The sequence below is a fragment of the Acinetobacter sp. DL27 genome (assembly GCF_055810995.1).
The window spans coordinates 170711-184815 of record NZ_CM147947.1 but is presented as its reverse complement, the minus strand read 5'-3'; the positions used below and the strand labels follow the sequence as shown (position 1 = coordinate 184815).

At 42.7% G+C, this 14105-nt stretch carries 12 protein-coding genes; 5 read left to right on the top strand and 7 right to left on the bottom strand.

All coding sequences use genetic code 11. The annotated features are described in order from the left end of the window. Positions 1-157 precede the first annotated feature (157 nt). Entirely contained in the window at positions 158-865 is a 708-nt protein-coding gene (locus tag AC0KVP_RS00800) for a GntR family transcriptional regulator (RefSeq protein ID WP_159128616.1), read from the bottom strand. A 23-nt stretch (positions 866-888) separates the two neighbouring features. Between AC0KVP_RS00800 and lhgO the strand changes: the two genes are divergently transcribed. Continuing rightward, positions 889-2097, top strand: a complete 1209-nt coding sequence (gene lhgO / locus AC0KVP_RS00795; protein WP_259232889.1) for an L-2-hydroxyglutarate oxidase — start codon at positions 889-891, stop codon at positions 2095-2097. Between the two features lie 31 nt (positions 2098-2128). Further along, positions 2129-3433: an MFS transporter gene (locus tag AC0KVP_RS00790; RefSeq protein ID WP_238893522.1), complete on the top strand. Its 1305-nt coding sequence runs from the start codon at positions 2129-2131 to the stop codon at positions 3431-3433. Between the two features lie 81 nt (positions 3434-3514). On the opposite strand, the gene acs is transcribed toward AC0KVP_RS00790, so the two are convergent. Beyond that, entirely contained in the window at positions 3515-5458 is a 1944-nt protein-coding gene (gene acs / locus AC0KVP_RS00785; protein ID WP_473338270.1) for an acetate--CoA ligase, read from the bottom strand. Between the two features lie 453 nt (positions 5459-5911). Here acs and AC0KVP_RS00780 point away from each other — a divergent pair, with 453 nt between their 5' ends. Beyond that, positions 5912-6883, top strand: a complete 972-nt coding sequence (locus tag AC0KVP_RS00780) for a mechanosensitive ion channel family protein (protein WP_058870491.1) — start codon at positions 5912-5914, stop codon at positions 6881-6883. Here AC0KVP_RS00780 and AC0KVP_RS00775 read toward each other — a convergent pair. From AC0KVP_RS00775 to prfB, 5 genes are all read right to left on the bottom strand, one after another. Beyond that, complete coding sequence (locus AC0KVP_RS00775) at positions 6869-7579, bottom strand: 16S rRNA (uracil(1498)-N(3))-methyltransferase (RefSeq protein ID WP_473338267.1); 711 nt, start codon at positions 7577-7579, stop codon at positions 6869-6871. The genes AC0KVP_RS00780 and AC0KVP_RS00775 overlap by 15 nt on opposite strands. A 216-nt stretch (positions 7580-7795) precedes the next feature. After that, positions 7796-9076 carry a 3-deoxy-D-manno-octulosonic acid transferase gene (locus tag AC0KVP_RS00770; protein ID WP_473338265.1) on the bottom strand — a complete coding sequence of 427 codons (1281 nt, stop codon included), beginning with the start codon at positions 9074-9076 and terminating at the stop codon, positions 7796-7798. A 99-nt stretch (positions 9077-9175) separates the two neighbouring features. Further along, the gene (locus AC0KVP_RS00765) at positions 9176-10255 is read right to left on the bottom strand and encodes an alkene reductase (RefSeq protein ID WP_473338262.1); all 1080 of its coding nucleotides are present in this window, start codon (positions 10253-10255) and stop codon (positions 9176-9178) included. A 27-nt stretch (positions 10256-10282) separates the two neighbouring features. Further along, positions 10283-10582 (bottom strand): ArsR/SmtB family transcription factor, encoded by a 300-nt coding sequence (locus tag AC0KVP_RS00760; RefSeq protein ID WP_004691709.1) that lies wholly within the window; start codon positions 10580-10582, stop codon positions 10283-10285. A gap of 140 nt (positions 10583-10722) precedes the next feature. After that, a protein-coding gene (gene prfB / locus AC0KVP_RS00755) for a peptide chain release factor 2 (protein WP_100222790.1) occupies positions 10723-11818 on the bottom strand; the annotation gives its coding sequence in 2 pieces (ribosomal slippage) (positions 10723-11745 and positions 11747-11818; 1095 coding nt in all). A gap of 483 nt (positions 11819-12301) precedes the next feature. Between prfB and AC0KVP_RS00750 the strand changes: the two genes are divergently transcribed. Beyond that, positions 12302-13084, top strand: a complete 783-nt coding sequence (locus AC0KVP_RS00750) for a putative porin (protein ID WP_130235401.1) — start codon at positions 12302-12304, stop codon at positions 13082-13084. Positions 13085-13252: 168 nt separating this feature from the next. Next, entirely contained in the window at positions 13253-14089 is an 837-nt protein-coding gene (locus AC0KVP_RS00745) for a putative porin (RefSeq protein ID WP_287167524.1), read from the top strand. Positions 14090-14105 lie beyond the last annotated feature (16 nt).

Here is a 14105-nt window from a genome sequence, read left to right as displayed (position 1 = left end):
CCTTTTCGACTCTTCTCAGTTCAAATCTCTAAGGGTTGAGCTTCATATTTCACATCAATAATCGCTGCCAAAAACTACGACTAAAGTCGTATAAAATTTCCGCACAGGAGAGATTGTTCAAAATTTACATGTTGCATGCAACATGCTACTATCAATTTTAGATCCAGTTGAGATAGTCATTGGTACTGTAATCTGACCAGTTTTCACGTTTTTCCGATTCTTGGTTTATCAGTAGCGTAGCGGTATTTATTATGTGAGCTTTCATCAAGTTAGCGGCTTGTTGAGCATCTCCACTCACAAATGCATGATGTAACTTTAAATGGTCATCAAAGGTCTGCATACAATTTCGCGAATGCGGAATGGTTGCAGAACCCGCGATTAACACTTGGTTGCGGGTATTGCTAATAATATCAATCGCTTTCTGATTGCCCACGATTTGTAATAACGCTAAATGGTAATCACGGTCAGCTTTTAGAGTCCCTGTAATGTCATTTGAGGCCGCCTTCAGTTTGAACTCCTCAAAAATAGCATTCAAATGTTCAATGTCTTGCTCTGTTCTGACCTTAGTTGCACGGTAGACCAGAGGAACCTCCAGCATCAATCGGATTTGAAAGGATTCAATCATTGTGGTGAATGTTGTCGGAATAATACGTATCCCTTTATTTTTCTCAATTTTCACAATACCAATCTTTTCAAGCATTTGTGCTGCTTCACGCACAGGTGTACGTGAAATGCCGCCAAGCATCTGACCCAATTCTGTTGCTGAGTACAAGACATTGAACTGTAAGTGATTATTGATAATTGCATCCTGCAAAATTTCAAAAGCTTCTTCAGTTAATGTTTTTGGTTTTTGGATCAGTTTCATGAGGTTTTACAAAGGGAATCAATATGCTGAATAAACATTATGCCATCATCGGGGGGGGAATCAATGGATTGGCTGTTGCCCGCCAACTTCTGTTGGACTATCCAGATGCCCGTGTCACGGTATTTGAAAAAGAAACTGATGTTGCCATGCATCAATCTAGCCATAATTCAGGTGTAGTACATGCTGGACTATATTATGAACCAGGGGGCTTAAAAGCCCGCTTATGCCGTCGTGGCGCGACACTGGTTCAACAATACTGCACAGAAAATCAAATTCCCTATGATGAATGTGGCAAGGTCGTGGTGGCGCTCACTAAAGATGAAGAAGGTCGTCTCGATGCAATCTACAAAAAATCGATGGCCAACCAAGTTCCTGATGTCCGTATTCTGCAAGCTGGCGAAATTCAAGACGTGGAGCCGAATTGTATTGGAACCAAAGCTCTCTATTCCCCACGTACCGCAATTGTCAGCTACGGTGCAATTGCGAAAAAAATTGCAGAAGAAATTAAACAGAAAAATGGCACATTGGTATTGGGTCGAAAAGTCATTAATTTGACGGAAAAAAATAATAAAGTCAGCGTACATTTTGATGATCATGAGGTCTATCCAACCCAGTTTGACTACGTCGTAACCTGTGCAGGTTTACAGTCTGACCGACTTGCGAGCAATTCAGGCGATATTGCCACGCCAAAAATTGTCCCATTCTTTGGTCAATACTATGTGATTGATGAACAATTCAAAAATCATGTCAAAGGTCTGATTTATCCTGTACCCGATCCTAAATATCCATTTTTAGGGGTACATTTCACCAAACGAATTGATGGTCAGATGACCATTGGACCAAATGCGTTTATTTCGTTTGGCCGTGAAAACTATACCGGTAATAAATTTAACCTCACCGATATTTACGACTTCCTTACTTACAAAGGTTTTTGGAAATTCTCCTCTAAAAACATGCCCGCAGCGGTACGAGAGCTGAGAACGGTGCTCAGCCAAACCAATTTTGTCGCAGAAGCAGCCAAATATGTGCCATCTCTTGCTGACGTCTCTGTTGAACCTGCAACACGTGGCATTCGAGCTCAAGCTATGGAAGCTGATGGCTCATTGGTCGATGACTTTGTCATTCGCAAACAAGGCAATATCACCCATATTCGTAATGCCCCATCTCCGGGCGCGACCTCCTCTTTAGCGATTGCCGAATATATTGTGCGCGAAGTCATGTCTCACCACTAATAAAAAACTGACTCTCATAAAGGAATATCAAATGAGCAATACTCATGAAACAGAATTAGAAAAAAAGAAGCGACTCAAAAAAGTAGCAACCGCAACCATTGTCGGCTCCATGTTAGAGTGGTATGACTTCTATCTGTATGCCACCATGGCCTCAATTGTCTTTGCTAAAGTGTTTTTTGACACTTCAGACCCAGGCAGTGCCAGTTTGAAAGCCTTTGCGACTTTTGCGATTGGCTTTATCGCACGTCCTCTAGGGGGGCTGTTCTTTGGTTATTTTGGTGACAAATATGGCCGTAAAAAGATGCTGTTTGTCACCTTCTTATTGATGGGACTGTGCACTACAGCTATTGGCCTTATTCCAACCTATGAATCTATCGGCATCTGGGCAGCAGTACTGTTGGTGACTTTCCGTATTATTCAAGGTCTAGGTGCTGGGGCTGAATTTGCAGGGGCTGCGATTACCTCCTATGAACATGCCTCTGAAGATAAACGCGGTAGTCAAGGTGCATGGCCTGCTCTGGGTCTAAACTTAGGTCTCCTGCTCTCTTCACTTACAGTCTTTTTATTAACCTTAAATGGTGATGAATTCTTAATTAATGGTGGCTGGCGTATTCCGTTTATTCTCAGTTTTGTGCTGGTAATTATTGGTTTATGGGTCCGTAAGAGTTTGCCTGAAACTCCTGATTATGCTGAAGCACACGTCGAAAAATCGACTGAAAACCCATTTAAACAGATCCTAAAAACCAATATGAAAGGTCTAAGCGTGGTCTTCCTGATTGCAATTGGTTATAACGCCTTGAGTTATATCTTTAAAACCTTCTCTTTGGCTTATTTAACTCAATTCCAAGGTGTTACGGCACATGTCACTTCATTATCAGTGACCATTGCCAGTTTGGTTGCCATTTTCACTGTCCCATTTTTTGGTTGGTTGTGTGACAAATGGAACAGTAGAAATGTTCTGATCTTAGGTGGTTTTCTCTCGATCCTGTTTGCCTATCCATTTATGAAATTACTGGAAACAGGTAACAATACTTCAATTTACATCGCTTTAGCGATTGGGACAGGTATTCTTGCTCCGATGATGTTCGCACCACAGGGATCGTTTCTCAGTCGTCAGTTTGCCGTGGAAAACCGTTCTACTGGAGTGAGTACAGGCCGCGAAATTGGAACAGCAATTGCAGGGGGCTTAGCACCTTTAGGTGCCTTGTCATTGGTAGCAGCTTCACCAACCAATTCGACGACAGGCGTGATTCTAATTTTAGCGCTAGCAGGTTTATTTGTGGTCTTAACTGCCCTTTGCGATCAAGGCTATAAATTCTCCAAACATAAAAACTAAGTACTTGGATAACTCTTCGTTCACAAAGACAAAGCCCATGTCTAAAATTTAAGACATGGGCTTTTTGGCTTCAGCCAACATTTATCCGTTTGGATATACTTCTTTAATCAACACTTCGACCACTTGCGGTTCAGCCAGCGTCGATGTATCGCCCAAACTATCTAGCTCGTTCGCCGCAATTTTTCTTAAAATACGGCGCATGATTTTGCCTGAACGTGTTTTGGGTAAAGACGGTGCCCAATGTAAGGCATCTGGTGTTGCCACAGGACCCAATACCTTTCTTACCCACTGAATCAGCTCTGCACGGAGCTCTTCCGTTTGCGCTGTGCCTGCTTGTAAAGTGACAAAAGAACAAATTCCCTGCCCTTTGATCTCATGTGGCATTCCTACTACGGCAGCCTCAGCAACCGCCTCATGTGCCACCAAAGCACTTTCCACTTCAGCCGTGCCTAAACGGTGCCCTGACACATTCAGTACATCATCCACCCGTCCTGTAATCCAGTAGTAACCATCTTTATCACGGCGTGCGCCATCACCCGTGAAATACGTTCCCGGATAGGTTGCAAAATACGCTTCGATAAACCGCTTAGGATCCCCCCAAATGGTTCGCATTTGCCCCGGCCATGAATCCTTAATCACCAGATTGCCTTCAGCTTCTCCTTCTAACTCTTTGCCTTCAGCATCAACCAAAGCGGGTTGAATCCCAAATAAAGGACGCGTTGCAGACCCCGGTTTAAGTGGTGTCGCACCCGGAAGTGGAGAAATCAAAATCCCGCCTGTTTCCGTTTGCCACCAAGTATCCACCACTGGGCAACGGCTTTCTCCCACTACCGTGTAGTACCAATTCCATGCTTCAGGGTTGATCGGTTCTCCAACGGAACCAATTAAACGCAAACTGCTACGATCACTCTCACGGACAAAGACATCCCCTTCACGCATCATGGCACGGATCGCTGTCGGTGCTGTGTACAAAATCGTCACATTGTGTTTGTCGACAATATGCCCTGTACGTGCCCAACTTGGATACTGTGGAATCCCCTCAAACATCACTGTTGTTGTTCCATTCGACAATGGTCCATACAGCACATAAGAGTGTCCCGTAATCCAGCCCACATCGGCGGTACACCAAAACACATCATCTTGTTTTAAATCGAACACTTCACGGAAGGTACTATTCACATAAGTTAAATATCCCCCTGTGGTATGCAGCACCCCTTTGGGCTTACCCGTTGAACCTGAGGTATATAAAATAAATAGTGGATCTTCGGCATTCATCGGTTCAGGTGGACAAATCTCGTTAACGGTCATGATTTCCATGTGATACCACAAATCACGCCCTTCTTTCAGCGTAATCGGATTGCCTGTCCGGTGTACCACAATCACGTTTTGTACCGAGTCTGTCCCGGGTAGATTCAATGCTGCGTCTACATTGTCTTTCAGCGGAATCGGTTTCCCCCCGCGCATTCCAGAGTCTGCGGTAATCACAATTTTGGCTTGACTGTCATCAATTCGGCTCGCCAATGAATCAGGTGAAAAGCCACCAAACACCACACAATGCACGGCACCGATTCGGGCACAGGCCAACATCGAAATGGCCGCTTCTGAAATCATTGGCATATACAGCACCACACGATCACCCTTCACCACACCATGCTTTTTCAGGACATTGGCAAAACGACACACTTCGTCATACAGTTCAGCAAAGGAAATGATTTTATGGCGCGACGGATGGTCACCTTCCCAAATAATGGCAGGTTTATACGGATGCTCTTTTAAATGGCGATCAAGGCAGTTAGCACTTAGGTTTAACTGACCATCTGCAAACCATTCAATTTTAAAATTATCTTTGTCATAACTGGTATTTTTAACTTGGCTAAAAGGCTTGATCCAATCGAGCTTCAAAGCTTGTTCAGCCCAATATTCGTCAGGTTGTTCTATCGATTTTTGATAGCGTTCAAAATATTCTTGTTCATTGGTGCGCGCAGTTTTTTCAAATTCAGCAGGTACAGGATAGACTTCTTTCATATCATACTTCCTTATATTCTGACTCTCATCGCGAGAGTTCATGCCACAGTTATTGGTTTATTATTGGACTGCATAACCACAGTATGACGATTGTTTTTTAAACAGATCAACACGGCTTTGGTCGTATATTATTTCTACAATTTAAAACACATTTTATAGTGATCTTTCAATGAGATCCTGTGTTTAATCCGTAACATGAACAAAACTGAACTCAGTAAAGTCGCTCCAGCTAGGCTTTTTTAAGCAGATTGTTACACTTCAGGCTGCGCTATTTCATACATAGAAGCATGGCTCAGCGCCTTCATTCCAAAACTCAAGCATTTAAAAAACACAGCGATAGATTTTTATCCGTCTATCAATCACCCAGAATGCGATAATTTCATACGCTTTTCTCTATTAAATACACACAGTTTTCAGGCAAAATATGCCAAATTTTCAGCGATTGGAGCACCAGTGTCAGAACAAACCAATACCTTGAGCGAGGTTGCTCAAGGTACGTCAGAGATGCTACATGACGCGACAGCGAAAACCACGCAAAGTGTAATTGCACATACGGCAAAATATAATGACGCCTATTCCACCATCGACAAATTTGTCGATAGTTTTTGGGAGCGTATGCCTTATTTTTGTATTGCGCTGATTACCTTCGTCATTTTTTATTTGCTCTCCAAGCTGTTTAAACTTTTTGTTCGTAAAGCACTGTCTGATCGTTCTTATACCAAGCAAAACCTTGTCCTTGTCCTGAACCGTGTCGGCAGTTCGGCCATCGTCTTTATTGGCTTCCTGATTGCCATGGTGATTGCAATTCCGGGTTTCACCCCTGGTCAGCTGATGAGTGCTTTGGGGATTGGCTCGGTTGCCATTGGTTTTGCATTTAAAGATATCTTCCAAAACCTTCTTTCAGGGATCCTGATTTTACTGGGTGAACCGTTTAAGATTGGCGATGACATTATTGTCTCGGGTATGGAAGGCAACGTTGAAGATATTCAAATTCGTGCCACTTACTTACGTGCGCCAGATGGTCGTCGTATCGTGATTCCGAATGCGACTGTGTATACCAGTGCGGTCACTGTCAACACCGCCTATCCACGTCGTCGCTGCGAGTTCTTGGTCGGTATTGGTTATGAAGATGACATCAAAAAAGCCAAAGATATTATTTTAGGCATTTTAGACCGAGATACGACCATTTTAAGTCAACCAGGTTTTAGCGTGAACGTCGCTGCACTTGCAGATTTTTCAGTGAACCTCAAAGTCCAATGGTGGGTCAACACCACAGAAACCACGGTATCTGGCTCAATCAGTTCAGTACAAGAATATGTGGTTCAGGCCTTTGCTGAGCAAGGGATTTCTATTCCTTACCCAGTTCAAGAAGTTCGCGTCGCAAAAAATGACAGCTACCCGACAGAAACTTCAACTGCTAAATAAGCGTCCTAAAACATAAGGGATCACGGTTTCAGTGCGAATAATACGGTTGCCTAAGCTCATTGCTTGGCAGCCGTTTTTTACAAGTAGGTCAACTTCGTAAGGGATAAATCCACCTTCCGGCCCGATCACAACCGTACACGGATGCTGAATCGCAAAAGGCATTTGGGTATCACTATAGGGATGTGCCACATAAGCAGGACAATTATCTGAAATCAGACTCGGTAATTGATCTTCAACAAAAGGCTTAAAGCGTTTATAAATTTCAATTTTGGGTGCAACCGTATCGCCTGCCTGCTCTAGCCCCAAAGTCATATACTGATCCAACTGTTGTAAAAACGGGGTTTGCCAATAACTTTTATCGACCCGATAGCTGTGCAGCAAAATAATTTTTTCAACCCCTAAAGTCACCGCGTCCATAATCAAACGACGCAGAACTTTAGGGCGTGGCATCGCCACAATTAAAGTCACTGGTAGTTTGGCAGGTACAGGTTCTTCATATAAAGGCTTTAAGCGTACAACTGTTTCACAAACATCAACCACTTGTGTAAGATAACGCTTTCCGTTTTGTATCCCTACTTTTAACGTATCACCGACTTTCAGCTCTAAATGACGATGCAAATGTTCAAGCTGACGCTTGGCACTAATGGACCAGAGTTCAGATTCAGTTTGGCGCGGGTCTAAGAGAACAATATTCATAATAAATAGAAAGAATCCAAACAGTGAAGGCCTCATCAGCACATGTCATCGTGAAAGGCGACAAGGATGTCGCCCGCTGTGCTGAGCTACACAGGATGTACCTTCAGCGCAGCAAAAGATTTTTGTTACTTTTCATCTTTGAAAAGTAAGAACCACCTATGCAAAGCCATCCATAAAATCTACAGTATTTGTAGTAATGACAAACTCACTCAAGTTTTATAAATAAGCATCAATCACTTGAATATGCTTTTTCAAAGAGCCCGTATTTAACTGCATAATCTTTTGTGCCGCTTGATTCAGTGTACTCGCCTGCTCAGTATCCTCTAACAGTGTCATCAACAGCGCAGCAGCTTGTTCAACATCCTCAACAACTTTCACCGCATCGGCTTGTACAAATTCATCGACAATGGTTTGGAAATTAAAATAGTTTTTGCCCAAAACCGTCGGCACATGTAACGCAATTGGCTCTAAAATATTATGTCCGCCACCCGGTTCATTTAGTGATCCCCCGACAAAACAAGCATCAGATAAGGCATACCATAACCACATCTCCCCCATCGAATCGGCTAAATAGACTTGGGTGTCCGCCTCTATTCTTTGTCCCGTACTTCTGCGACTGGTATTTAAATTTAAACTATGTGCAACAGCAAAGACCTCATCAAAACGTTCTGGATGACGCGGCACAACAATACACAACAGTTCAGACTGCGCATCCAAATATGGCTTAAGCGCACTTAACAGTTTTTGTTCTTCGGGTGCATGGGTACTAGCAATAGTGATGATCTTACGCCCAGCGAGCGACCATTCTTCCTTGAGCTGAGTTGCTTGTTTGACAGCAGATTCTGGCGCATGAATATCAAACTTAATACTCCCCACGACCTGTGTCACCGATGGCGCTGCACCGAGCTGAATAAAGCGCTCTGCAGTTGCCTGATCTTGTGCCAAGAGCTGATCTAGCCCATGTAACATCGGCTGCGTCAGGCTAGATACTTTGGCATAGCCTTTGGCTGATTTTTCAGAAAGACGTGCATTAATCAAGATACATGGCACCTGACTCTGCCCTGCTTGGGCAATTAAATTCGGCCACAGTTCCGTTTCAACCAAAGCCAAGAGTTTGGGCTGATACAATGCAAAAAACTGACGAACTAAAGGCTTTTGATCTGCAGGTAAATATACAGCTTGGAACAGGTCTAAATAAGGTGCTTTTAAAAATAGTGATTTGGCCCGCGCCTGACCTGTTTTGGTGGTATTGGTCACCAAGACTGGATGACCTGCTTTTAAATAATGCTCGATTAAAGGCTGCGCTGCATTGGTTTCACCCACCGACACCACATGGAACCAAATCGCTTGGTGATTTTTAACTGGTTGAAACGGCCCGAAACGTTCGAGACATTCTTGTTGAAATTGTTCTGTAGTCTCTGCACGTTTTTTTATTTTAGACTTATACAGCGGTTTGATCAGCGCAAGTGCTGCGTTATACCAAAAAGGAGTAGCCAAATACGTGCTCCAAAAATCAATGCAAAAATAAAACAGCGCAACTCATATTATCCCATGAATTGCGCTGTTATCTTGTCGCGAATTTAACGGAAAAGCAATTTAAACCGCAGCAGTTTCCATTTCAGCTAAAGTCGGATAGTCCACATAGCCTGCCGCGACATCTGTTCCAATCATGTTTTCCAGTTTCAATTCATTCAGTGGCGCATCTTGCAGTAGACGCTCATACAGGTCTGGATTGGCAATATAATCTTTACCCCAAGACACTGCATCCGCTTGCCCCGATGCCAACAGATCAATCGCATCTTCACGGCTTAAACGCATATTGGCAATCAATGGCACACCACCCGAACGTTGTTTCAGGTAAGTACTGATACTGTCATCTGCCAAATATTCACGGGTAAAGAAGAACGCAATCTGACGCTGACCCAATTGTTCCAACGCATAACCAAAGGTTTCACGTGGATCATCATCGCCCATGTCATGCTCATCACCACGTGGAGCTAAATGCACCCCAACACGACCTGCACCCCAGACTTCAATCAACACATCCACTACTTCAAGTAACAAACGCGCGCGGTTTTCTACGCTGCCACCATATTGGTCTTCACGTAGATTGGTTGAACTTTGTAAAAACTGGTCAATCAAATAACCATTGGCCGCATGCAGCTCCACACCATCAAAGCCTGCAGCTTTGGCATGAAGCGCTGCTTGTTTGTATTGTTCAACAATGCTCTGAATTTCAGCAATCTCTAATGCACGAGGCACCACATATTCACGTTTCGGACGCAATAAGCTGACATAGCCTTTTTGTTGCACACTACTTGCAGAAACTGGGGTTTCACCATCCAATAAATCAGGGTGTGATACACGCCCAACATGCCACAATTGCGCGACAATTAAGCCTGCTTGGTCATGTACCGCTTGAGTTACCTGTTTCCAGCCTTCAACTTGAGCTTCATTAAATAGCCCCGGTGTATTCAAATAGCCATTGGCTTCTTCAGAAATCACGGTCGCTTCAGAAATGATCAAACCTGCACTTGCACGCTGTGCATAATACTCCGCCATCATGGCTGTTGGCACACGGTCTGCCGTTGCACGACTTCGTGTTAAAGGAGCCATAATGACACGGTTTTTTAAGTGTAGATCACCTAAAGTTAAAGGAGTATTCAGTTCAGCCATAGTCGCCTCGATCGCCACTTTTTTCAATTAAAGTGAACGTTGCAAATGTTCGATATATTGCTGAATCAACGCTTCATTGCGAGAAAAATAAGACCATTGTCCATATTTTTCCACTTGAATTAAACCGGCCTGCTGTAACACGGACAAATGGTTCGACATCGTCGATTGCGATACATTTCCCAACCGTTCGATATGACCTGCACATACGCCACGTCTAAAGTCACCACATTCGTCACTCGATAAAAATTGTTCTGGTTTTTTTAACCATTCCAAAATTTGGCGACGCGTTGGATTAGCCAAGGCTTTAAAAATTAAATCTATATCCATACTCAAGACACGTTTAATGGGCAGCAAAGCGTTGTCAGCTTGTTTTACTTAATATATCGCATTTTTTCGATTTTAATATCGATTTTTTTAGATATATTGTAAAATTACTGATAACACCTTGCTTTTATTCATTATTTAAATTACAAACCTTGTTTTAAGCTTGCTTCAATAAACTTATCAAGGTCACCATCTAGTACTGCACCTGTGTTGGAATTTTCAACACCTGTACGTAAGTCTTTAATACGCGAGTCATCCAATACATAAGAACGAATCTGACTACCCCAACCAATATCCGACTTCGAGTCTTCAAGTGCTTGAGCCGCTTCGTTACGCTTGCTCATTTCCAACTCATACAACTTCGCACGTAACTGTTTCCAAGCATGGTCACGGTTGGCATGTTGTGAACGTTGGTTCTGACATGCCACCACAATGCCTGTTGGCGCGTGGGTTAAACGTACCGCAGAGTCTGTTTTGTTAATGTGCTGACCACCTGCACCAGAAGCACGATAGGTATCGGTACGCACGTCAGATGGGTTGATATCAATTTCAATGTTATCATCGACTTCTGGCGAGACAAACACAGCAGAGAATGACGTATGACGGCGGTTACCCGAGTCAAATGGCGATTTACGCACTAAGCGATGCACACCCGATTCGGTACGCAACCAACCATAGGCATACTCACCTTCAACACGAATCGTTGCTGACTTAATCCCAGCCACATCGCCGTCTGACTCTTCCATCAATTCAGCTTTAAAACCATGACGTTCAATCCAACGCATATACATACGCAGTAGCATTGAAGCCCAGTCTTGTGCTTCTGTCCCACCTGAACCGGCTTGAATTTCCACATAACATGGATTTGGGTCCATTGGGTTACTGAACATACGGCGGAATTCAAGCTTCGCTAACTCTTCTTCTGCAGAAGTCAATTCAGCTTGGACATCAGCCAACAGACTTTCATCATCTGCTTCGACTGCCAAATCAAGCATCGCTTGCGCATCTTCAAGCTGCGTTGCCAAACCATCTAACACATTTAAGACGTTTTCAAGTTCGCCTTTTTCTTTGGCCATGGCTTGTGCACGGCTTTGATCATTCCAAATCGCTGGATCTTCTAATTCACGGAGAACCTCTTCTAAACGCTCTTTTTTCAGATCGTAGTCAAAGATACCCCCGTAATGTGAGACCACGGTCGTTTAAGTCTTTTAATTGGTTTAGATACGGATTAATTTCCACGTGAATTACTCTCAATCAATATAAAGCGAAAAATAGCCGCTGATTATATCACAGTCGACGGCTGGGATTATTCATCTCAAATTCGACAAAATCACACCCTTCTTTCTAGAGCTTAAAATTTTTTAGCCTCCCAAAAAGTATTCACTTGAACCGCAATCAAGCTGCATATAAATACGAACCATCACATAAAATACATACCTGAGAAGTGTTCTAAACATAGATACGGACTAAACATTTTGAGTTAAAATTGGTTAAAATGGCGTCAAAAATTATGAAATCCACATAATCTACACAATTTTAATAAAACAAAACATTATAAATTTATAATTTATTATCAATCATTTAAATTTAAAAAATTACACGATGTAACCTTAGATACAGAGCATTAACTTTCCTTTGGTTGACGCTTTTTTATTTTGCCCTAGACTGAAGTTGTAACAAAAAATTAATGAAATACAGTTCCACTTACGAGGGGTACATACCATGAAAAAATTAGCAATTGCTTCAGCATTACTTTCAGCTCTAGCGATCACAGGTACTGCACATGCATACCAAGCAGAAGTGGGTGCTTCAGCTGGCCTAATTGATCCAGACAACGGTAGTTCAAGCGGCTCTTTTGGCGTAGATGGCACATACTATTTCAACCCAGTTCAAACACGTAATGCGCCACTTGCAGAAGCAGCATTCTTAGACCGTGCAAGTAACGTTAACGCAAAATACCAATACGACGAAGTAGGTGATAATGAACGTCATCGTTATGGCGTCGGTGCTGAAGTCTTTGTCCCTAACTCAGATTTCTATGTGAGTGGTAATGTTGGTCGCGATGATAGGAAATTTGACCGCGGTGGCGATTTTGATGAGACCGTTTATGGCGCTGAAGTGGGTTATTTACCAGCACCAGGTTTATTAATTGCTGCGGGTCTAAAAGGCTATGACAACGATTATGACGATGGCGTAGATCCTACTCTTCGCGCTAAATATGTCACTTCTCTAAGCAATGGTAAAGATATTAACTTAGAAGCAGGCGCAGGTTTTGGTGATTTAGACGAATATAATCTTGCAGCAGATTACTTCATCGATAAAACCTTAAGCCTAGGTGTAGATTACTACAGCAAAGACCGTGACTATGGTGATACTAACGAATTTGGTATCAATGCACGTAAATTCTTTACCCCGCAAGTCAGCCTTGAAGGCCGTGTTGGTTTTGGTGAAGATGGCAACAACGACTACAACAAATTCGGTTTAGCTGCTAAATATCGTTTCTAAAACCCATTAGAAAACCTTGAATACTCAAAGCCCATTTTCGAATGGGCTTTTTGCACTCTGATAAAGCATTGTTATAAATAAAGATTGACTACCTGCTACTTTTTCGTACACTTCGTTACAACTGTCATAGAACAGTCATATTTTTATAACAAAGAGAGAACCTCTAAAATGCTTAAACAACTTGCACTTACTACCGCACTTATTGCGAGCTTCGGGACTGCACATGCTTACCAAGCGGAAATCAATGCAAACTACGAAAATACAAGCTTTGATGGTGACAGTGAAGATCTTGATACTTTTGGCATCGGTGGCAAATACTACTTAAATGGAGTGAACACTAAAAATTCGCCACTTGCAGAGGCTGCTTTTTTAAGCAAAGCAAGCAACATTGGTCTTGGTTATGCGAACTCAAGTATTGATGAAGACGGCGCCGATTTAGAAATTGACACAGTCGGTTTAAATGGTGAATTTTTTATCCCAAACTCTCAATTTTATGTTTCTGGTAGCCTCAACCGCGCTGAAGTAACGGTTGAAAGTGAATTTGGTAAAGCATCAGATGATAATGTGGGTTATGCATTAGAAGCAGGTTACCTGCCTGTCGATGGGCTACTCATTGCGGCTGGTGTAGCCAAAGAAAATCTTGATCCAATGTATGTTTCAAAAAATGGCTTCATTGATACATTCTCAAATATCTCCGCAGTAGCAGACGATACAGCTGTGACCTTACGCGCTAAATATGTGACTCAAATTGGTAACTATTTTACCAATTTTGAAGGTGCAACATACTTTGGCGATGAAACTGCTTACCGCTTAGGTGCCGATTTATATATCGATCCAACCTTAAGTGTTGGTGTTTCGTTTATGGATACAACATTCGATGACTTTGACACTGTTTGGGCTGTTCGCGCGCAAAAATTCTTTACGCCTGCTATTGCTGTTGGCTTGAACTACACAACAACGGAAGATGCTGATTCATACGGTATCAATGGTACATTCCGCTTCTAATTGAAACAAAAATGTA

Coding starts and splice junctions, on each gene's coding strand:
- AC0KVP_RS00765 (WP_473338262.1), bottom strand. CDS start 10,255: ATGGCTGAACTGAATACTCCTTTAACTTTAGGTGATCTACACTTAAAA.
- AC0KVP_RS00745 (WP_287167524.1), top strand. CDS start 13,253: ATGCTTAAACAACTTGCACTTACTACCGCACTTATTGCGAGCTTCGGG.
- AC0KVP_RS00760 (WP_004691709.1), bottom strand. CDS start 10,582: ATGGATATAGATTTAATTTTTAAAGCCTTGGCTAATCCAACGCGTCGC.
- AC0KVP_RS00790 (WP_238893522.1), top strand. CDS start 2,129: ATGAGCAATACTCATGAAACAGAATTAGAAAAAAAGAAGCGACTCAAA.
- AC0KVP_RS00750 (WP_130235401.1), top strand. CDS start 12,302: ATGAAAAAATTAGCAATTGCTTCAGCATTACTTTCAGCTCTAGCGATC.
- lhgO (WP_259232889.1), top strand. CDS start 889: ATGCTGAATAAACATTATGCCATCATCGGGGGGGGAATCAATGGATTG.
- AC0KVP_RS00775 (WP_473338267.1), bottom strand. CDS start 7,579: ATGAATATTGTTCTCTTAGACCCGCGCCAAACTGAATCTGAACTCTGG.
- acs (WP_473338270.1), bottom strand. CDS start 5,458: ATGAAAGAAGTCTATCCTGTACCTGCTGAATTTGAAAAAACTGCGCGC.
- AC0KVP_RS00800 (WP_159128616.1), bottom strand. CDS start 865: ATGAAACTGATCCAAAAACCAAAAACATTAACTGAAGAAGCTTTTGAA.